This is a genomic window from Pseudomonas graminis, assembly GCF_013201545.1.
GTDB lineage: Bacteria > Pseudomonadota > Gammaproteobacteria > Pseudomonadales > Pseudomonadaceae > Aquipseudomonas.
In genome coordinates this window covers 1770223-1789150 of the sequence record NZ_CP053746.1, presented here as the reverse complement: position 1 = coordinate 1789150, position 18928 = coordinate 1770223, and the positions used below count along the sequence as shown (strand labels likewise).

The 18928-nt window shown below is 60.5% G+C and carries 18 protein-coding genes; 9 read left to right on the top strand and 9 right to left on the bottom strand.

The genetic code is table 11. From position 1 onward, the window contains the following. Positions 1-22: 22 nt before the first annotated feature. Positions 23-376, bottom strand: coding sequence for a RidA family protein (locus FX982_RS08130; RefSeq protein WP_122534154.1), 354 nt, complete (start codon positions 374-376; stop codon positions 23-25). Then, the gene (gene dadA / locus FX982_RS08125) at positions 348-1649 is read right to left on the bottom strand and encodes a D-amino acid dehydrogenase (RefSeq protein ID WP_172610274.1); all 1302 of its coding nucleotides are present in this window, start codon (positions 1647-1649) and stop codon (positions 348-350) included. Before dadA ends, FX982_RS08130 begins: the two co-directional genes overlap by 29 nt. 154 nt (positions 1650-1803) lie before the next feature. On the opposite strand from dadA, the gene dadR reads away from it, so the two are divergent. Beyond that, a complete protein-coding gene (gene dadR, locus FX982_RS08120) occupies positions 1804-2292 on the top strand; it encodes a transcriptional regulator DadR (RefSeq protein WP_065988245.1) in 489 nt (162 codons plus the stop codon). Between the two features lie 34 nt (positions 2293-2326). Here the strand turns inward: dadR and FX982_RS08115 are convergent, their stop codons facing one another. Then, positions 2327-2680: a YkgJ family cysteine cluster protein gene (locus FX982_RS08115; protein ID WP_172610273.1), complete on the bottom strand. Its 354-nt coding sequence runs from the start codon at positions 2678-2680 to the stop codon at positions 2327-2329. Positions 2681-2834: 154 nt separating this feature from the next. On the opposite strand from FX982_RS08115, the gene FX982_RS08110 reads away from it, so the two are divergent. Next, on the top strand, positions 2835-4145 hold the full coding sequence (locus FX982_RS08110) for an NAD(P)/FAD-dependent oxidoreductase (RefSeq protein ID WP_172610272.1): 1311 nt from the start codon (positions 2835-2837) through the stop codon (positions 4143-4145). A 38-nt stretch (positions 4146-4183) separates the two neighbouring features. Here the strand turns inward: FX982_RS08110 and FX982_RS08105 are convergent, their stop codons facing one another. Further along, positions 4184-4417 (bottom strand): DUF1127 domain-containing protein, encoded by a 234-nt coding sequence (locus FX982_RS08105; RefSeq protein WP_172610271.1) that lies wholly within the window; start codon positions 4415-4417, stop codon positions 4184-4186. Between the two features lie 177 nt (positions 4418-4594). Between FX982_RS08105 and FX982_RS08100 the strand changes: the two genes are divergently transcribed. Together FX982_RS08100 and FX982_RS08095 are read left to right on the top strand one after the other, a co-directional pair. Continuing rightward, complete coding sequence (locus tag FX982_RS08100) at positions 4595-6022, top strand: PLP-dependent aminotransferase family protein (protein WP_172610270.1); 1428 nt, start codon at positions 4595-4597, stop codon at positions 6020-6022. Between the two features lie 92 nt (positions 6023-6114). Then, complete coding sequence (locus FX982_RS08095) at positions 6115-7704, top strand: phospholipase D family protein (RefSeq protein ID WP_172610269.1); 1590 nt, start codon at positions 6115-6117, stop codon at positions 7702-7704. On the opposite strand, the gene FX982_RS08090 is transcribed toward FX982_RS08095, so the two are convergent. Both FX982_RS08090 and FX982_RS08085 read right to left on the bottom strand, forming a co-directional pair. Then, the gene (locus FX982_RS08090) at positions 7701-8846 is read right to left on the bottom strand and encodes an MFS transporter (protein WP_172610268.1); all 1146 of its coding nucleotides are present in this window, start codon (positions 8844-8846) and stop codon (positions 7701-7703) included. The genes FX982_RS08095 and FX982_RS08090 overlap by 4 nt on opposite strands. Positions 8847-8954: 108 nt before the next feature. Continuing rightward, complete coding sequence (locus tag FX982_RS08085) at positions 8955-10448, bottom strand: aldehyde dehydrogenase (RefSeq protein ID WP_172610267.1); 1494 nt, start codon at positions 10446-10448, stop codon at positions 8955-8957. Positions 10449-10707: 259 nt separating this feature from the next. Here FX982_RS08085 and FX982_RS08080 point away from each other — a divergent pair, with 259 nt between their 5' ends. Beyond that, complete coding sequence (locus FX982_RS08080) at positions 10708-11070, top strand: cupin domain-containing protein (RefSeq protein ID WP_172610266.1); 363 nt, start codon at positions 10708-10710, stop codon at positions 11068-11070. A 60-nt stretch (positions 11071-11130) separates the two neighbouring features. Here FX982_RS08080 and rpmG read toward each other — a convergent pair whose 3' ends face one another. Both rpmG and rpmB read right to left on the bottom strand, forming a co-directional pair. Continuing rightward, entirely contained in the window at positions 11131-11286 is a 156-nt protein-coding gene (gene rpmG, locus FX982_RS08075; protein ID WP_010225867.1) for a 50S ribosomal protein L33, read from the bottom strand. A gap of 11 nt (positions 11287-11297) precedes the next feature. Further along, positions 11298-11534 (bottom strand): 50S ribosomal protein L28, encoded by a 237-nt coding sequence (gene rpmB / locus FX982_RS08070; protein WP_037016669.1) that lies wholly within the window; start codon positions 11532-11534, stop codon positions 11298-11300. 363 nt (positions 11535-11897) lie between these two features. Here rpmB and FX982_RS08065 point away from each other — a divergent pair, with 363 nt between their 5' ends. Further along, positions 11898-13487, top strand: coding sequence for an ABC transporter substrate-binding protein (locus FX982_RS08065; protein WP_172610265.1), 1590 nt, complete (start codon positions 11898-11900; stop codon positions 13485-13487). A gap of 254 nt (positions 13488-13741) precedes the next feature. Here the strand turns inward: FX982_RS08065 and radC are convergent, their stop codons facing one another. After that, positions 13742-14416: a RadC family protein gene (gene radC, locus FX982_RS08060; protein WP_122534164.1), complete on the bottom strand. Its 675-nt coding sequence runs from the start codon at positions 14414-14416 to the stop codon at positions 13742-13744. Between the two features lie 132 nt (positions 14417-14548). On the opposite strand from radC, the gene coaBC reads away from it, so the two are divergent. From coaBC to FX982_RS24515, 3 genes are all read left to right on the top strand, one after another. After that, complete coding sequence (gene coaBC, locus FX982_RS08055) at positions 14549-15757, top strand: bifunctional phosphopantothenoylcysteine decarboxylase/phosphopantothenate--cysteine ligase CoaBC (RefSeq protein ID WP_172610264.1); 1209 nt, start codon at positions 14549-14551, stop codon at positions 15755-15757. Between the two features lie 6 nt (positions 15758-15763). Beyond that, positions 15764-16219: a dUTP diphosphatase gene (gene dut / locus FX982_RS08050; protein WP_122534166.1), complete on the top strand. Its 456-nt coding sequence runs from the start codon at positions 15764-15766 to the stop codon at positions 16217-16219. Between the two features lie 1303 nt (positions 16220-17522). Beyond that, positions 17523-18920: a phosphomannomutase/phosphoglucomutase gene (locus tag FX982_RS24515; RefSeq protein WP_254074916.1), complete on the top strand. Its 1398-nt coding sequence runs from the start codon at positions 17523-17525 to the stop codon at positions 18918-18920. The last annotated feature ends 8 nt before the right edge of the window (positions 18921-18928 follow it).

The window sequence follows — 18928 nt, the reverse complement described above, 5'->3', positions numbered from 1 at the left end:
TAAATGGATATAGGTGAGTCAGCTATGGCAGCGCCGCAACCACCGACAGTTCAACCAGAATCTCCGGCTCGCACAGCTTCGCTTCAACCGTCGCACGTGCAGGCGCAAGGCCTCTTGGCAGCCATGTGTCCCAAACACTGTTCATGCCGGCAAAGTGCGCGTCGATGTCTTTCAGGTAAATCGTCACCGACAGTATGCGGGTCTTGTCGGTACCGGCCAGGTCCAGCAATCGCTCGATGTTGTGGAGCGTCTCGCGGGTCTGTTGCTCGATACCCCCTGCCATGTCGTCGGCCACTTGCCCGGCAAGGTAAACGGTGCCGTTATGGACGACCAACTGGCTCATGCGCTCATTGGTGAGCTGGCGCTGAATGGACATGTTTTGCGATCTCCCTGGAACTGCCATAACGAGAAATATCGAGGCCTTCAGCACTGATCTGCGGTGTTTTGCGCGCGATCAGGTCAGCCAGCAATCTGCCTGATCCGCAGGCCATCGTCCAACCCAATGTGCCATGGCCGGTGTTGAGGAACAGATTGCGATAGGGCGTGGCGCCCACGATAGGCGTTCCGTCCGGCGTCGTCGGGCGCAGGCCGGTCCAGAAGCTGGCCTGCTGCAGGTCGCCGCCGTGAGGATAGAGATCGTTGACGATCATCTCCAGGGTTTCGCGGCGACGAGGATTGAGCGACAGGTCGAAGCCCGCGATCTCGGCCATTCCGCCCACACGAATGCGGTTGTCGAAGCGGGTAATCGCGACCTTGTAGGTCTCGTCCAGGATGGTCGACGTCGGCGCCATCGCCGGGTCGGTGATTGGCACCGTCAGCGAATAGCCCTTGAGCGGATAAACCGGCGCCTTGATGCCAAGCGGCTTGAGCAGTTGCGGCGAATAGCTGCCGAGGGCCAGCACGTAGCGGTCGGCGGTTTCGAGCTTGCCGTTGATGCGCACGCCATTGATGGTGTCGCCGGCGAAATCAATGGACTCGATGGACTGGCCGAAGCGGAACTCAACGCCCAGCTTCACGCACATCTCGGCCAGACGCGTGGTGAACAGCTGGCAGTCGCCGGTCTGATCGTTCGGAAGGCGCAGCGCGCCACTGAGGATGTTGCTGACGCTGGCCAACGCCGGTTCAACCCGGGCAATGCCTTCGCGGTCGAGCACTTCATAGGGCACGCCGGCCTGTTCGAGAACAGCGATGTCCTTGGCGGCGTTATCCAGCTGTTCCTGAGTGCGGAACAACTGAGTCGTGCCCAGGCTGCGGCCCTCGTAGGCAATGCCGGTCTCGGCACGCAGCTCATCGAGGCAGTCGCGGCTGTATTCGGAGAGGCGAACCATGCGCTCTTTGTTCACCGCATAGCGATTCTGGGTGCAGTTGCGCAGCATCTGCGCCATCCACAGGTACTGATCGATATCCGCCGTGGCTTTGATGGCCAGCGGCGCATGGCGCTGCAGCAACCATTTCAGCGCCTTGAGCGGCACACCCGGCGCCGCCCATGGCGAAGCGTAGCCCGGCGACACCTGTCCGGCGTTGGCGAAACTGGTTTCCATGGCAGCGGCCGGTTGACGGTCAACGACAGTCACCTCGAAGCCCGCACGCGCCAGGTAATACGCACTGGTGGTACCGATTACGCCACTTCCAAGGACCAGAACGCGCATGTTGATTCCCTCATCGCGGATATCCGCTGACGTTTTCAAGTTTTAAGCAAGGATGTGCGCAGTATAAAAAGGCGTGAGCAGTGCTTTTGACTATATAAACGCCTATATTCGGCATTTCTTCTCGGCAACCGACGCTTTGGCAGAGGGCTCTTCGATGCGTACCCAGCACCAGTCCAAACGCGAGCTGGACAAGATCGACCGCAACATCCTGCGCATCCTGCAAAACGACGGCCGGATCTCCTTCACCGAACTGGGCGAACGGGTTGGACTGTCTACCACGCCGTGTACGGAGCGGGTCCGGCGTCTGGAGCGTGAAGGCATCATCATGGGCTACAACGCCCGCCTCAATCCGCAGAACCTTAAAGCCAGTTTGTTGGTGTTCGTCGAGATCAGCCTGGACTACAAGTCTGGCGACACCTTTGAAGAATTCCGCCGCGCGGTGCTCAAACTGCCCCATGTGCTGGAATGCCATCTGGTGTCAGGGGATTTCGACTATCTGGTAAAAGCGCGGATTTCCGAGATGGCGTCGTACCGCAAGTTGCTGGGCGACATCCTGCTCAAGCTGCCCCATGTGCGGGAGTCCAAGAGCTACATCGTGATGGAAGAGGTGAAGGAGAGTTTGTGCCTGCCGATTCCGGAGTAATCATCCGCAACGAGCTCACCGTAAATGGCATCGGCTAAACCAATACTTGCCGCGTCGAGGCGATGAACTCATGCACGTGTTTCTCGGCGCGGGGATGAATCAGGACCTCAGGGCGGCGACCGTTGGGGCATGGAAGGGTCTTGGTGGTACCGAACAGACGACAAATCAGCGGCCGCTCGTCGTAGACGGTGCAGCCGTTGGGCCCCAGGTGTACGCAGTTCAGCTCGTTGAGCGCCGCTTCCTGCTCGGCCGGCGTCTTGCGGGGCAAACGCGACATTTCTTCGGACGACGTGGTCACCGGCCCACAGCAATCGTGGCAACCCGGCACGCATTCGAACGACGGAATCTGCCGCCGCAGATCGCGGATTGTCTCGCTGTTGCAGCTCATAGCGGCAGTTTTTCCCTGTTAAAGGTGGTGATTGTGCCCCAGCGCCGCTGCGACTGACACCCGGATGATCATCCGCCGGCATTTTCTTGCCCGGGCACCCCGACCCCGCTACCCTCCGTAAAATTTTCCAAACAGTGCTCTCGGGATATTCAACATGAATGCTCGGTCTCCCCAGCCCGGATTGTCTGATCACGCGGCCTCTTACTACGCCACCACCCGCCATCCTCAGGCTGACTACCCTGCCCTGCACGGCGAGATCAAAACCGACGTCTGCATCATCGGCGGCGGGTTTTCCGGGCTGAACACGGCGATCGAGCTGGCTGAACGCGGCTTGAAAGTGGTGCTGCTGGAAGCACACAAGATCGGCTGGGGCGCGAGCGGGCGCAACGGCGGGCAACTGATCCGGGGCGTCGGCCACGATGTAGACCAGTTCAGCAATATCATCGGCGAGGACGGCGTTCGTCAGCTCAAGCTGATGGGCCTCGAAGCGGTGGAAATCGTCCGCGAGCGCGTCAACAAATACCAGATCGACTGCGACCTGACCTGGGGCTACTGCGATCTGGCGAACAAGCCCAGGGAATTCGAGGGTTTTGCCAAAGACGCCGAAGAGCTGCGCAGCCTGGGATACCGACACCCGCTTGAATTGATTGAAGCGGGCAACCTCAGTAGCGTCATCGGCTCACCCAACTATGCTGGCGCCATGCTGGACATGGGCTCGGGCCACCTGCATCCGCTGAACCTGGCGCTGGGAGAAGCCGCCATCGCCCAGTCACTGGGCGTGCAGGTGTTCGAACACTCGGCAGCGACGCGCTTGGAATACGGGGCAGAGGTCAATATTCACACAGCCCGGGGTTTGGTGCGAGCCAGTACGCTGGTGCTGGGCTGTAATGCTTATCTCAACGCGCTCGATGAAGAGTTGAGCGGAAAGGTCTTGCCCGCAGGCAGTTACGTCATTGCCACCGAGCCGCTGAGCGAAGAGCTCGCTAGCCAACTGATTCCGCGCAATACCGCGATGTGCGATCAGCGTGTAGCGGTCGATTATTTTCGGCTGTCGGCTGATCGGCGCTTGCTGTTCGGCGGCGCTTGTCACTACTCAGGCCGGGACCCGAGCGACATTGCCGCATACATGCAGCCGAAGATGCTCAAGGTGTTCCCTCAGCTCAGAGACGTGAAAATCGATTTTCAGTGGGGCGGAATGATCGGCATCGGCGCCAATCGCTTGCCGCAGATCGGGCGACTGCACACACATCCGAACGTGTTCTATGCCCAGGCGTATGCGGGGCACGGGCTGAACGCAACGCATCTGGCCGGGAAGTTACTCGCCGAAGCCATCAGCGGCCAACACAGCGGCGGGTTCGAGCTCTTTGCCAAAGTCCCTCACATCACCTTCCCCGGTGGCAAACATTTGCGCTCGCCGCTGCTGGCGCTGGGTATGTTGTGGCACCGTTTCAAAGAGCTGGTGTAACGAAACTCGCCGCTGCGAGGCCGACTGCGTTAAGGGCCTCATTCCCGCCAGAACGGCTTGAGCCCTTCATGGCGCGCCTGCTCGCTGCTCAAACCAATATCCTTCAACTGCTCGTCAGTCAGCTTCAGTAACGCGCGCCGACTGGCTCGGCGATGCTGAAACAACCCCCACAACCCCAGCCCTTCCGGCGCGTTGATGCGCAAGCCTGCGTCATGCTCACGGACCAGCTCGCCTGCATACAGCGTTAACCGAACATCACTTATTCCGCTCATTTCCAGACACCTCATGGTGGGTTTCGAGTGAATTCATGATGCGTCTGTATGCAAAACCATTACAGATCCAAAGAATTATTATTCTTTGCATACAGATTGGTTTCTAACCGGGCTGAATGCTGTACTTTCCCCACATCTGTATCGGTTACCGATCGTTCCGCCTTGTGGGATTACGCCATGACCCTCTACGTCAACCTTGCCGAATTACTTGGCACGCGCATCGAAAACGGCTTTTATCGCCCCGGGGACCGACTGCCCTCGGTGCGTGCGTTGAGTCTTGAGCACGGCGTCAGCCTGAGCACGGTGCAACAGGCGTATCGATTGCTGGAAGACAACGGCCTTGCACTGCCACGTCCCAAGTCCGGGTATTTCGTACCGGCTGACCGCAAGACGCCCGCCCTGCCTGCGATCGGCCGGCCCGCGCAGCGCCCGGTGGAAATCTCCCAGTGGGATCAAGTGCTGGAACTGGCTAGGGCTGCTCCCAGCCCGGACGTGGTTCAACTGGGTCGCGGCATGCCCGACGTCACCAGCCCGACCTTGCGCCCACTGACCCAGGCGCTGGGCAGGATCAGCCGCCGCTCGGACATGCCCGGGCTGTATTACGACAACATCCACGGTCGGCGCTGCCTGAGGGAACAAGTCGCGCGGCTGCTGCTGGATTCCGGCACCAACATCGATTCGGACGATCTGGTGATCACCACTGGCGCCCAAGAGGCGCTGGCCATCTGCATCCGTTCGGTGTGCCAGCCGGGCGACATCGTCGCAGTTGACTCGCCCAGCTTTCACGGCGCCATGCAGGCGCTCAAGGGGCTGGGCATGAAAGCCCTGGAAATCCCCACCGACCCGCTCACCGGCATCAGCCTCGACGCATTGGAGTTGGCGCTGGAACAGTGGCCGATCAAGGCCATACAGCTGACGCCGAGCTGCAACAACCCGCTGGGCTACATCATGCCGGAGGACCGTAAACGCGCACTGCTGACCCTGGCGCAACGCTTCGATGTGGCGATCATCGAAGACGATGTGTATGGCGATCTGGCCTACACCTACCCTCGCCCGCGCACGATCAAATCCTTCGACGAAGACGGCCGCGTCCTGCTCTGCAGCTCGTTTTCCAAGACGTTGGCGCCGGGGTTGCGCGTCGGATGGGTCGCCCCCGGCCGATACCTTGATCGCGCCCTGCACATGAAATACATCAGCACCGGCTCCACCGCGACCCAGCCGCAACTGGCGATCTCCGATTTTCTCAAGGCCGGGCACTACGAACCGCATATGCGCCGGATGCGTGGACAGTACCAGCGCAGTCGCGACCTGATGACCGGCTGGGTCACGCGTTATTTTCCAGAGGGCACCCGTGTGAGCCGTCCCCAAGGCGGCTTCATGCTGTGGATCGAGCTGCCGGAAGACTTCGATTCGTTGCGCCTGAACCGCGCGCTGCAGGGGCAAGGCGTACAGATTGCCGTCGGCAGCATCTTTTCAGCGTCCGGCAAATACAGAAACTGCCTGCGGATGAACTTCGCCGCCAAGCCGACCGCGCAAATCGAGGACGCGGTGCGCAAGGTCGGCGCTGCCACGGCGCTGCTCATGCAGCGGACCGACCCTGCATGACCTTTGCAGCTAAACCTTTTGAAGCTTTTAACCATTTGCGGCTTTTAACCTTTAGGAGAAAGCGCGGTCATATCGCCATGACTGATTTTCGGATGACCGCGTTGACGAACTTACGGGCGGTGCCCCTCCTTCTGGCTCTCGCCCTCGGCCTCAGCGGTTGTGCGCACACGCCCGCCCCTGACGGACCGAGTCAGACGCTGCCGGCGGCGCAGTCCTCGTTCGGCCGCTCGATCATGGCCCAGGCCGCACCTCACGAAGGGCGCTCAGGCTTCCGCCTGCTGCCCAACAGCACCGAAGCCTTCATGGCCCGCGCCGAGCTGATTCGCAACGCCAAAACCAGCCTGGATCTGCAGTACTACATCGTTCACGACGGCCTGAGCACGCGGGCACTGGTTGACGAATTGCTCAAAGCTGCCGACCGCGGCGTCCGCGTGCGCATCCTGCTGGACGACACCACCAGCGACGGGCTGGATGAAGTCATCGCCACACTCGCTGCGCACCCGAACATTCAGATTCGCCTGTTCAATCCGCTCAATCTGGGCCGCAGCATGGGCGCCACCCGTAATCTGGGCCGGCTGTTCAATCTGTCCCAGCAGCATCGACGCATGCACAATAAGCTGTGGCTGGCCGACGGCGCCGTGGCCATCGTCGGCGGGCGCAATCTGGGTGACGAGTATTTCGACGCCGAACCCAATCTGAATTTCACCGACATCGACATGCTCAGCGTGGGCCCGGTGGCGGAACAGCTGGGTCACAGTTTCGATCAGTACTGGAACAGCGCGCTCAGCAAGCCGATCAACGACTTCCTCTACTGGCCACCCGATCGTAAGGATCTGACCAAAGCGCGCGCTCTGCTGGCCGAGTCGCTGGATCAGGCCCACGTTGAGAAGAAGGCCCTGTATGAACGGCTGATGGACTATCGGACTCACCCGCGCATGAAGACTTGGCTCAATGAGCTGATCTGGGCGCACAACCAGGCGTTGTGGGACGCGCCGACCAAGGTGCTGTCACGGGGCGAGCCCGACCCGCATCTGCTGCTGGCGACTCAATTGAGTCCTGATCTGGGCCGCGTGCACAAGGAACTGATGCTGATCTCAGCCTATTTCGTGCCCGGGCAGGAAGGCTTGGTGTACCTGACCGGACTCTCGGACAAAGGCGTGTCGGTGAACCTGCTGACGAATTCGCTGGAGGCCACCGACGTGCCGGCGGTACACGGCGGTTACGCGCCCTACCGCCGAGCACTGCTGGAGCACGGCGTGCAGCTATTCGAACTGCGCCGTCAGCCAGGTGATCCGAGCAACGCCAAGGGCAGCGGACCTGCATTTCTGCACACAAACCTGATCAAGGGCGGCTCGGAATCGAGCCTGCACAGCAAGGCGATGATTTTTGATCGACAGAAGATGTTCGTGGGTTCGTTCAATTTCGATCCACGGTCAGTGCTGTGGAACACCGAAGTCGGCGTGCTGGTCGATAGCCCCGAGCTGACCGAATACCTGCGCGAGCTGGCGCTTCAGGGTATGGCGCCGGCCATCAGCTATCAGGTCAAGCTGGAAAACAACCGGCTGGTGTGGGTGACCGAGGACAACGGCAAAATCCACACGCTGTCCAAAGAGCCTGGCGACTGGTGGCGCCGGATGAACGCCTGGTTCAGCACGGCAGTCGGCCTGGAAAAGATGCTTTAAGCCGCCACCGCCTGCGCTCCAAAGGCCTTGGGACGCTGGGACAGGATCACCAACCCCAGCGCCCCCGCCGCCATCAGCAACGGCAGCGCCTGACCGCTGACCCACTGGCTGCCAGCGCCTGCCGCCAAGGGGCCGAGCAGGCAACCGATCCCCCACAGCTGAGCGACATGGGCATTGGCGCGCACCAAAGCGTCATCGCGGTAGCGCTCGCCAATCAAAATCAGCGACAGCGTGAACAACCCGCCCGCACTGGCGCCGAACAGTACCCACAGCGGCCAGATGGCGATTGTGTCGACCAGCAGCGGGATCGCCAGGCTCGACACCATCAGCACCAGCGCACACCCGGAAAACAGCCGCCGACGCGACACCCTGTCGGCCAGCGCACCAATCGGCAGTTGCAGAAGCGCATCACCCACCACCACGGTGCTGACCATCGCCAAAGCCACTTCAGGCGTGAAGCCCTGTTGCAGGCAATACACCGGCAGCAAGGTCAGAATCATCGCTTCAAACCCGGCGAATAAAGCGATGGCCCACGCAATGGCCGGCAAACTCCGACAGAAGCCGCCGAGATCGCGCAGCGTCACATGGCTGGATTCCGCGCTCGGCGCGCCTGTTCTGCCCAGCAATAGAAACGGCGATACCGCCAGCAACAGGGTCCCGACCCAGAACCCATAATCTGCTTCCGTGCCAATGAAACCCAGCAGCACCGGCCCGCCCAACTGACTCAGCGCGTAGGAACTGCCGTACAGCGCCACCAGCTTGCCGCGCAGCCGTTCGATCACCAACTGGTTGATCCAGCTCTCGCCGAGCACGAAGACGATGGTCAGGATCGTCCCGAGCATCAGCCTCAATACCAGCCAGATCCAGTAATTGGGCAATAACGCCAGCAAACCCACTGAAAATGACCCGGCCCACAGGCACAGCCGCATCAGGTTGGCGGTACCGAGTCTTGAAGCGAGCCGGCTGGCAAGACTTGCGCCCAGCAGCACGCCAATGGCCGGCATCGCAGCCATGACGCCAATGGCAAACGCACCGTAACCCCAGGCCTCCAGCCGCAGGGACACCAGCGGCATGCTCACGCCCAGCGCCAGACCGACGCTCAATACCGACGCCAGCACAGCGAAATAAGTACCCCAACGCATCACCACGCTCCTGTGGCTCAAAAGGACGAAACAAAACAGCCGGGCTTTGATGAAAGCCCGGCTGCGTTGGTTTTTACAGCGCCTGAGTGTTGAAGCGCGCGCGGCCGCTTACAGCTTGATCCAGGTCGCTTTCAGCTCGGTGTATTTATCGAACGCGTGCAGCGACTTGTCGCGCCCGTTGCCGGACTGCTTGAAGCCACCAAACGGCGCAGTCATGTCGCCGCCATCGTACTGATTGACCCACACGCTGCCAGCGCGCAACGCCTTCGCGGTCAGATGCGCCTTGGACAAGTCAGCCGTCCACACCGCCGCGGCCAGGCCGTAAGGCGTGTCGTTGGCAATCTGAATGGCTTCTTCAGCGGTATCGAAGGTCAGCACAGAGAGCACTGGCCCGAAGATCTCTTCCTGAGCGATCTTCATGGCATTGGTCACGCCGTCGAAAATCGTCGGCTCGACGTAGGTGCCGCCGGTTTCCTGAAGAATGCGCTTGCCGCCGACGACGAGCTTGGCGCCGTCGGTGTGGCCGGCTTCGATGTACGACAGTACGGTGTTCATCTGCTGGGTATCGACCAGCGCGCCGACGGTGGTTGACGGATCAAGCGGGTTACCCGGCTTCCAGGCTTTAAGCGCTTCGATCACCATCGGCAGGAATTTGTCCTTGATCGAGCGCTCGACCAACAGGCGGGAGCCGGCCGTACAGACCTCGCCCTGGTTGAAAGCAATTGCGCTGGCCGCGGATTCCGCCGCCGCCTGCAGATCCGGCGCATCGGCGAAGACGATATTCGGGCTTTTGCCGCCGGCTTCCAGCCAGACGCGCTTCATGTTCGATTCGCCCGAGTAGATCAGTAACTGCTTGGCGATCTTCGTCGAACCGGTGAACACCGCCGTGTCGACATCCATGTGTAGCGCCAGTGCCTTACCCACGGTGTGGCCGTAACCCGGTAGCACATTCAGCACGCCGGCCGGAATACCGGCCTCAATGGCGAGCTGAGCAACCCGGATGGCGGTCAGCGGGGATTTTTCCGACGGCTTGAGGATTACCGAGTTGCCGCTCGACAGCGCAGGACCCAGCTTCCAGGAAGCCATCAACAGCGGGAAATTCCACGGCACGATGGCCGCTACAACACCGATCGGCTCGCGAGTCACCAGGCCCAATTGATCGTGCGGCGTGGGCGCCACTTCGTCATATAGCTTGTCGATGGCCTCACCGCTCCAGCTCAACGCCTGAGCGGAGCCAGGAATGTCGATGCCGTAGGAGTCGCTGATGGGCTTGCCCATGTCGAGGGTTTCGAGCAGCGCGAGCTCTTCGACGTTCTCGTTGATCAGCTCGGCCAAACGAAGCATGGCTGCCTTGCGCTTGGCCGGCGCCAATCGCGACCAGACGCCGGAGTTGAACGTGGCCCGGGCGTTTTCAACGGCGCGCTGGGCATCGGCGGCGTCACAACTGGCAACGTGAGCGAGGAAGCGGCCATCGACCGGACTGATGCAGTCGAACGTCGAGCCGGATGCGGCGTCTGTGTATTCACCGTTGATGAAAGCACGGCCTTCGATTTTCAGATCCTGGGCGCGTTGTTCCCAGTCAGCATGAGTCAGGGTGGTCATGAAACGTCCTCCTCTTATGAAATAGGCGCGTCTTCGTACTCCAATCGGGCTTCAGGACAGGGCCTGACGCGTCATCGGATCGGCCGAAGGCATTCGCCACCCTAAACCAGCATTGGGCGAATTTCCAATATATTGGACATAAGTGGGCGAAACCTGACCGGATCGTGCATTTTATTCAACAGCCGCCTGGGCTCGCCTGCGCTTTCCATCCGGCCCTCGGCGAGCAACAATCACGCAGCGCCCACTTCAGGAATCAGATATGAGCATCGAAAGCATCGTCGACTTCAGCGAAGCCACTACCGCAGCGGAGCGTTTCACCCCTGCCGCCGAAAAGATTCTCAAAGGCGAGCCTAATCAGACGGTTTACAACCACTACAACAGCCCATGCGGGCAGCTGAATGCAGGCGTCTGGGAAGGGGAAGTCGGTCAGTGGAAAGTGAACTACACCGAGCATGAATACTGTGAAATCGTGCAGGGCGTCTCGATCATCCGTGACAACGCAGGCAAGTCGAAAACCCTGCGCGCGGGCGATCGATTTGTGATTCCAGCAGGATTCAAAGGCACGTGGGAAGTGCTGGAGGCATGCCGCAAGATCTATGTGGTGTTCGAACAGAAGGCCTGAATGATCGCCCACAAAAAAGCCCGCATCGCTGCGGGCTTTTTTGTAAGACGCAAAAATCAATTACTTGATTTTGGCTTCTTTGTAGATCACGTGCTTACGAACAACCGGATCGAATTTTTTAATTTCGATTTTGTCCGGAGTCGTGCGCTTGTTCTTGTCGGTGGTGTAGAAGTGGCCGGTGTTAGCGGTCGACACCAAACGGATCAATTCACGCATGATTTTCTCCCTTAGACCTTCGCGCCAGCACGGCGGATTTCGGCCAGAACAACCGTGATACCACGCTTGTCGATGATACGCATGCCTTTAGCAGATACGCGCAGACGTACGAAGCGTTTCTCTTCTTCAACCCAGAAGCGGTGATGCTGCAGGTTTGGCAGGAAACGACGACGGGTTTTGTTGTTTGCGTGGGAAATGTTATTCCCGGTTACCGGACCCTTACCGGTAACTTGACATACTCTCGACATGCCTCAGCCCTCTAAAACCACATGCCCAACCCGGCATGGGTTGGCCGCTTAATCTCTCAGTCATTTGGCGCCAGGCGCCGCGTTTCTTCAGGGGTCTTACCGGCCACACCTGCGGTGAAGGCAGCGGGCCCCTAGAAAAGAGCGCTGCTTTATACCAGAAAGCCCCCGGTGCAACAACACAAACCACGAATTGCCTGCCAGATAGCCGCGCCATTCAACCCGGTAACGCCAGCGGCGTTAGGCGCGGCGGGAAATATACCACTCGTCGCGCAGCGGCGATTGTTCTGCGCCAATCGATGGTCTAGGGTTACTGACTCTCCAGACTGCGCCGGCAGATGGGCTCTCTCTGAAAGGAAAATCGCCATGCGCCTAGCCGTTCTACCCCTGTTGCTCGCGTCCCTGTCCACGCCATTACTGGCCCAGGCGGCAACGACGCTGAGCGTCTGCACGGAAGCCAGCCCCGAAGGCTTCGACGTGGTGCAGTACAACTCGCTGACCACCACGAACGCGTCGGCCGACGTGCTGATGAATCGCCTGGTGGACTATGACGCCAAGGACGCCAAGCTTGTCCCGAGCCTGGCGCAGAGCTGGAATGTGTCGCCTGACGGGCTGACCTACGACTTCAAACTTCGCGCTGGCGTGAAATTCCATCACACCGACTATTTCACCCCCACGCGTGAGCTCAACGCTGATGACGTGGTGTTCAGCTTCCAGCGCATGCTCGATCCGGCCAATCCGTGGAATAAGGTCGCTGTGCAGGGCTTCCCCCACGCGCAATCCATGCAATGGCCATCGCTCATCAAGAAAGTCGAAGCGACCGACGCCAACACAGTGCGCATCACTCTGGATCACCCGGACGCGACTTTTCTGGCGACGCTCAGCATGGGTTTCGCTTCTATTTATTCCGCCGAGTACACCGCGCAGCTGTTGAAGGCTGGCACTCCGGAGAAGCTTAATAGCCAGCCAATCGGCACCGGCCCATTCGTCTTCAAACGCTTCCAGAAAGACTCGGTGGTGCGTTACGAGTCCAATCCGGATTACTTCGCCGGCAAGCCCGCCGTCGATACGCTGGTCTACGCGATCACCCCGGACGCCAACGTTCGCCTGCAACGCATTCGCCGCAATGAATGCCAGGTTGCCCTGTCTCCCAAGCCGCTGGATGTCGCTGAGGCCGCGAAGGATTCAAACTTGAGGGTCGAAAAGACCGACGCCTTCATGACCGCTTTCCTGGCGATCAACAGTCAGCACCCTCCGCTGGACAAGCCGGAAGTGCGTCAGGCAATTAACCTGGCGTTCGACAAAGATACTTACCTGAAAGCGGTGTTCGAAGGATCGGCGCGCCCGGCCAACGGTCCGTATCCGCCTAACACCTGGGGCTACGCCAGTGACCTGCCGGGCTACAAGCATGACGTGGCGAAAGCCAGGGAGCTGCTGGCCAAGGCCGGGCTGAAAGACGGCTTCAAGACGACGATCTGGACTCGGCCGTCGGGCAGCTTGCTTAATCCCAACCCGAACGCCGGCGCGCAGTTACTGCAGAGCGATCTGGCAGCGGTAGGGATCAAGGCAGAGATCAAGGTCATTGAATGGGGTGAGCTGATTCGCCGCGCCAAAACCGGTGAGCATGACCTGCTGTTCATGGGGTGGTCGGGTGATAACGGCGATCCGGATAACTTCCTGACACCGCAGTTCTCCTGCGCTGCAGTCAAATCCGGCACCAACTTCGCGCGCTATTGCGACGAGGGGCTGGACAAGCTGATCAGCAAGGGCAAGGCCGTGACCGATCAGGCGCAGCGCAGCACGCTGTATCACCAGGCTCAAGAGCAAATCCAGAAGCAGGCACTGTGGCTGCCGCTCGCACATCCAACAGCCTATGCCCTGATCCGCAAGAATGTCGAGGGCTACAGCGTCAGCCCGTTTGGTCGTCAGGATTTCTCAAAAGTGAACGTGAAGTAATTCGCAAAAACCATAGATGTGCGGTGTGACTGCTGACGCCTACTCGGCTAAAGCCGGTCCCACTGTCGAGGTCACAGCCGATGCCACTGGATGCGCACGACGCTTTTAGTGGGACCGGCTTTAGCCGGGAAGAGGCCGGTTTGCACACCGATAGTTTTGCGGTGTGACTGCAAGCGCCTTCCCGGCTGAAGCCGGTCCTACATTCGTTCGGCGGCCAGCCCTAGAATCTCCGTGATTAGCCAGTCCTAATGCCGCTACATCAACCCATACTCAACCATCGACAACGGATCGCCGTCGCCGATGATCAAGTGATCCAGCACCACCACGTCCACCAGCGCCAGCGCCTGTTTCAGATGCCGCGTCAGGTCAATGTCGGCTTCGCTGGCATCTTTGACGCCGGAAGGATGGTTGTGACAAAGGATCAATCCTGCTGAATTGTGGGCCAGTGCCCGCTTGACCACCTGCCGCGCATGAACATGCGCCGTGTTGATCGAGCCGTGAAACAGCACTTCGAAGGTCTGAACCCGATTCTTGCTGTCGAGAAACAAACAGCCGAAGACTTCATGCTGCTCGTGCCGTAACAGCGCCTTGAGGTAGCGCCGCACCTGAGTCGGGTTTTCCAGGACGGAATCGCGCTTCAAATCCTCGCCCATGTTGCGCCGGGCCATTTCCATGACCGCCTGCAACTGCGCGAACTTGGCGGGTCCAAGGCCCAGCTCGCTGCTGAATGCCGTCAGGTTGGCTTCGAGCAATGCACGCAGACTGCCGAACTGATGCAAAAGGTGCCGGGCCAGGTCCACGGCACTTCTGCCCGAGACGCCCGTGCGCAAGAAAATCGCCAGCAATTCAGCGTCCGACAGACTCGACGCCCCCCGTTCCAGCAGCTTCTCCCGCGGACGCTCTGCCGCCGGCCAATCGCGAATACTCATAGCAGCTCCCTGTCTGTGGCGCCGCTGTTCCCGTGCGGTCGCTGTGCTATCTTAGCCGCTCTTTTTTGCGCGACAGTCAGGCCTGGGGAGGCGTAATGATTGCCGCGTGTTAACCGACCTAAAGGCAGGCCTATGCAGCGGCTGTATCGAAAACGCATCGTTCTCGGCGTCGGCGGTGGCATCGCGGCCTACAAGAGCGCCGAACTGGTCCGCCGTTTGCGCGACCACGGTGCAGAAGTCCGCGTCGTCATGACCAAAGGCGGCGCTGAATTCATCACCCCGCTGACCATGCAGGCCTTGTCCGGCCACCCGGTTCACCTTGATTTGCTCGACCCCGCAGCCGAAGCTGCCATGGGCCATATCGAGCTGGCCAAGTGGGCCGACATGATCCTCATCGCACCGGGCACCGCCGACCTTATGGCCCGTCTGGCCCAAGGTATTGCCAACGATCTGCTGACTACCGTGGTGCTGGCGACCGACGCTATCGTCGCCGTCGCGCCCGCGATGAACCAGGCCATGTGGCGCGACCCCTCCGTGCAGGCGAATCTGCATCTGCTCGAACAGCGCGGCTTTCGCATGTTTGGCCCGGCCAGCGGCAGTCAGGCCTGTGGCGACGTGGGCTACGGGCGCATGCTCGAACCCAATGATCTGGCGCAATCTGCCGCCGATTGCTTCCAGCGCCTGACGCTGACCGGCAAGCACGTGTTGATCACCGCCGGCCCGACCCAGGAAAACATCGATCCGGTTCGCTACATCACCAACCACAGCTCCGGCAAAATGGGCTTCGCTCTGGCCGAAGCCGCTGCCGAAGCGGGCGCGCGAGTCACCCTGATCACCGGCCCGGTGAACCTGCAGACGCCTGACCGCGTGTCGCGCATCGACGTTGTCAGTGCCCGCGACATGCTCGCCGCCTGCGAAGACGCCATGCCTTGCGATCTCTTCATCGCCTCCGCCGCTGTCGCGGACTACCGGCCCGAAGTCGTCGCCACACAGAAATTAAAGAAAGATCCCACGACAGGTGATGGTCTTCTGCTGCAGATGGTCCGCAATCCGGACATCCTCGCCACCATCGCCCAGCGGCCGGATCGCCCCTTCAGCGTCGGCTTCGCGGCCGAAACCGAACACCTGCTTGATTACGCCGCTCGCAAGCTCAAGGACAAGAACCTTGACCTGATCGTCGCCAATGACGTTGCCAATCCCAGTATTGGCTTCAACAGCGAAGAAAACGCCTGCAGCGTGATCGACCGAGCGTTGCAAGCGACGCTCTTCGCCCAGACCAGCAAAGCCAAGATCGCGCGGCAGCTGGTGACTTTTATTGCCGATCGCATGAACCAGGTTTAATCACGAATGCACGCTCTACAAGCCAAGATCCTCGACCCTCGCATTGGCAGCGAATTCCCGCTTCCCGCTTACGCCACTTCAGGCTCGGCCGGCCTGGACCTGCGCGCCATGCTGAAGGAAGACACCCTGCTCGAACCCGGTCAGACCCTCTTGATCCCCACCGGGCTGTCGATATACATCGCAGACCCTGGCTTGGCTGCGCTGATCTTGCCGCGCTCGGGCCTGGGCCATAAACACGGCATCGTGCTGGGTAACCTGGTGGGCCTGATCGACTCCGATTATCAAGGCGAGCTGATGGTCTCGTGCTGGAACCGCGGCCAGACTGCTTTCAAGATTTCCATCGGCGAGCGTCTGGCCCAGCTTGTACTGGTGCCGGTGGTGCAGGCGCACTTTGAAATCGTTGAAGATTTCGATGAAAGTCAGCGCGGCGCTGGCGGCTTCGGTCACTCCGGCAGCCATTGATCCGGCCACAAACACTCACTTTGGCTAGCGCACTGCTTTGGGCCTGACGGGCTTTGAGCGGTGCGTAACAACAAGAACGCGTCAGGACGACCCAGCAGGGAGAGTTAGTTTGAAAGGCATCAAACGCACGGCCAAAGCGACCCCCACGCCGGAAACTACTGACGCGGCCAGTAAAGACGCCAATTTGAGCTTATCGACCCCCGGCGTCACTCCTTCGCTCATTGGCCTCCTGGCTGCAATGGTGCTGGTGTGGCTCGCCATTCAAAGCCAGCCTCAGCAACAGGAGCAACTGGTTCAGGCCTGGGGAAGCGCACAGGCCGGGGCCGTCAACAAGGCGCTGCGCCAGATCAACGCCGACACCCAAACCGCTGCAATGGACCCCGCGCTGGGCCAGGCCCTGTTGAGCAACAATTCGTCGGTCATTGAAAGCGCGCAGACGCAGCTGCGTTATCGCGACGGCGTGGTGGGCGCACGGCTTAACCCCTTAGGGTTCAACGGCGTCGACACCCAAAGCGCGCTGCCGATCAGCTTCGCCACGCTGGACATGCTGGCCAAGGCTGGCAAGGGCGAAACCCCTGCCCCTGAAGCACGCAAGGTCGGCGACAAATGGCTGATCTACAGCGCAGCGCCCCTGCGCACGGCGCCAGACGCGCCGATCACCGGGACCCTGTTGCTGGCGTTCAACCCGCAGCGCCTGATCAATGCACTTCCCGAAACGCCCGCCGATGTGGGTCAGGTGGTGCTCGTCCAGCAGTTCGGCAACGCCACCGCACAGAGTTTTCTCACCCGTGGCGAGGACGATGGCAGCCGTCCCCAGGAATTCTCCACCGGATACCCCAACTGGAAGCTGACCTTTGCCGCCGGCACCGCGCTACAGGGCTCGACGCCCTGGCTGATGCTGCTGCTCGCCTTGCTGGTTGCCGCCGGGGCGATGCTGTTGGGGTTGTACCTGAACGAGAGTGCACTCAAGCGCCGGGTGGCGGCTGATGCGCGACAGCTCGAGCAACTGCTGCAAGAGCTCTCCGGAGGCAAGGCCGTCAAAGCCTTCGGCTTGAGCCTGCCCGCGTTGAACGGGCTCGCCCAGAGCATGGCGCGGTTCTCACTGCGCAATAATCCAACGGCAGCCGGAGCGACAGAACAGGGTCAGCCAACCGGGACACCGCCCCACAGCGCCGCGCCGCTCCTTCCGGTTGCGTCGGAGGACCACCACCTGACCGACCCGCTGTTCCAGGACACCGATATTCTGGACCTTGACTTGATCGATGAACCCCAGGACTTCTCGAAGTCGGAGCCATCCCACGCCATGAGCAGCACCGCCTCCATCGCCCCGCCCTTTCCGGAGACGATTTTTCGCGCCTACGACATTCGCGGCATCGTCGGCGATACGCTGAGCACCGAAACCGCCTACTGGATCGGCCGAGCCGTCGGGGCAGAAAGTCTGGCGCAGGGCGAGCCGCATGTTTCTGTGGGCCGCGACGGCCGACTTTCGGGCCCTGCACTGGTCGCGGACTTGATCAAGGGCCTGCATGACAGTGGCTGCCACGTCAGCGACATCGGTCTGGTGCCCACCCCCGCGCTGTATTACGCCACCCATGTGCTAGCGGGCAGAACGGGTGTCATGCTGACGGGCAGCCACAACCCGAAAGATTACAACGGTTTCAAGATCGTCATCGCCGGCGACACGCTGGCAGACGAACAGATCCAAGCGCTGCATGAACGCATCAAGGCCAATGACCTGCCTTCTGCCAAGGGCAGCATCATCAAGGTCAATATCCTCGACCGTTATGCCAGCCAGATCATTGGCGATGTCGTGCTCGCGCGGCGCATGAAAGTGGTGGTGGATTGCGGCAACGGCGTAGGCGGCGTGATCGCCCCGCAATTGATCGAAGCGCTCAACTGCGAAGTCATCCCGCTGTACTGCGAGGTCGACGGCAATTTTCCCAACCATCACCCTGATCCAGGCAAGCCGGAGAACCTCCAGGACCTGATCGCCAAGGTCCGGGAAACCGGTGCCGATCTCGGCCTGGCCTTCGACGGTGATGCTGATCGTGTCGGTGTCGTCACAAACGCCGGCACTATCATCTACCCCGACCGCCTGCTGATGCTGTTTGCCCGCGATGTGGTCAAGCGCAATCCCGGGGCTGACGTGATTTTCGACGTCAAATGCACGCGCCGCCTGATACCGTTGATCCACGAATACGGCGGCCGCCCGGTGATGTGGAAGACGGGTCATTCGTTGATCAAAAAGAAGATGAAAGAAAGCGGCGCCTTGCTGGCCGGCGAGATGAGCGGACACATCTTCTTCAAGGAGCGCTGGTTCGGTTTCGACGACGGCATCTACAGCGCAGCGCGCCTGCTGGAAATCCTCAGTCAGGAGAAACTCAGCGCCGAGGAGCTTTTCCAGACCTTTCCGAACGATTTTTCGACCCCGGAAATCAACGTCAAAGTCACCGAAACCCGCAAGTTCAGCATCATGGAAGCGTTGGAGCGCGACGCCCAGTGGGGCAACGCCAACCTCACCGGCATTGATGGTGTGCGGGTCGATTATCCGAGAGGCTGGGGCCTGATTCGCGCGTCCAATACCACGCCAGTGCTGGTGTTACGCTTCGAGGCCGAAACCGAGCTAGAGCTGCAGCGGATCAAGGACGTCTTCCACACCCAGTTGAAACACGTAGCACCGGATCTAGAACTTCCTTTTTGACCCTATTT

What these genes read in the sequence shown, in the direction of transcription:
- FX982_RS24515 (WP_254074916.1), top strand. Translation starts at nt 17,523, where the DNA reads ATGAGCAGCACCGCCTCCATCGCCCCGCCCTTTCCGGAGACGATTTTT.
- radC (WP_122534164.1), bottom strand. Translation starts at nt 14,416, where the DNA reads ATGAGTATTCGCGATTGGCCGGCGGCAGAGCGTCCGCGGGAGAAGCTG.
- FX982_RS08130 (WP_122534154.1), bottom strand. Translation starts at nt 376, where the DNA reads ATGTCCATTCAGCGCCAGCTCACCAATGAGCGCATGAGCCAGTTGGTC.
- FX982_RS08100 (WP_172610270.1), top strand. Translation starts at nt 4,595, where the DNA reads ATGACCCTCTACGTCAACCTTGCCGAATTACTTGGCACGCGCATCGAA.
- FX982_RS08105 (WP_172610271.1), bottom strand. Translation starts at nt 4,417, where the DNA reads ATGAGCGGAATAAGTGATGTTCGGTTAACGCTGTATGCAGGCGAGCTG.
- dadR (WP_065988245.1), top strand. Translation starts at nt 1,804, where the DNA reads ATGCGTACCCAGCACCAGTCCAAACGCGAGCTGGACAAGATCGACCGC.
- FX982_RS08115 (WP_172610273.1), bottom strand. Translation starts at nt 2,680, where the DNA reads ATGAGCTGCAACAGCGAGACAATCCGCGATCTGCGGCGGCAGATTCCG.
- FX982_RS08085 (WP_172610267.1), bottom strand. Translation starts at nt 10,448, where the DNA reads ATGACCACCCTGACTCATGCTGACTGGGAACAACGCGCCCAGGATCTG.
- rpmB (WP_037016669.1), bottom strand. Translation starts at nt 11,534, where the DNA reads ATGTCGAGAGTATGTCAAGTTACCGGTAAGGGTCCGGTAACCGGGAAT.
- FX982_RS08080 (WP_172610266.1), top strand. Translation starts at nt 10,708, where the DNA reads ATGAGCATCGAAAGCATCGTCGACTTCAGCGAAGCCACTACCGCAGCG.
- FX982_RS08090 (WP_172610268.1), bottom strand. Translation starts at nt 8,846, where the DNA reads ATGCGTTGGGGTACTTATTTCGCTGTGCTGGCGTCGGTATTGAGCGTC.
- dut (WP_122534166.1), top strand. Translation starts at nt 15,764, where the DNA reads ATGCACGCTCTACAAGCCAAGATCCTCGACCCTCGCATTGGCAGCGAA.
- dadA (WP_172610274.1), bottom strand. Translation starts at nt 1,649, where the DNA reads ATGCGCGTTCTGGTCCTTGGAAGTGGCGTAATCGGTACCACCAGTGCG.
- FX982_RS08065 (WP_172610265.1), top strand. Translation starts at nt 11,898, where the DNA reads ATGCGCCTAGCCGTTCTACCCCTGTTGCTCGCGTCCCTGTCCACGCCA.
- rpmG (WP_010225867.1), bottom strand. Translation starts at nt 11,286, where the DNA reads ATGCGTGAATTGATCCGTTTGGTGTCGACCGCTAACACCGGCCACTTC.
- FX982_RS08110 (WP_172610272.1), top strand. Translation starts at nt 2,835, where the DNA reads ATGAATGCTCGGTCTCCCCAGCCCGGATTGTCTGATCACGCGGCCTCT.
- coaBC (WP_172610264.1), top strand. Translation starts at nt 14,549, where the DNA reads ATGCAGCGGCTGTATCGAAAACGCATCGTTCTCGGCGTCGGCGGTGGC.
- FX982_RS08095 (WP_172610269.1), top strand. Translation starts at nt 6,115, where the DNA reads ATGACCGCGTTGACGAACTTACGGGCGGTGCCCCTCCTTCTGGCTCTC.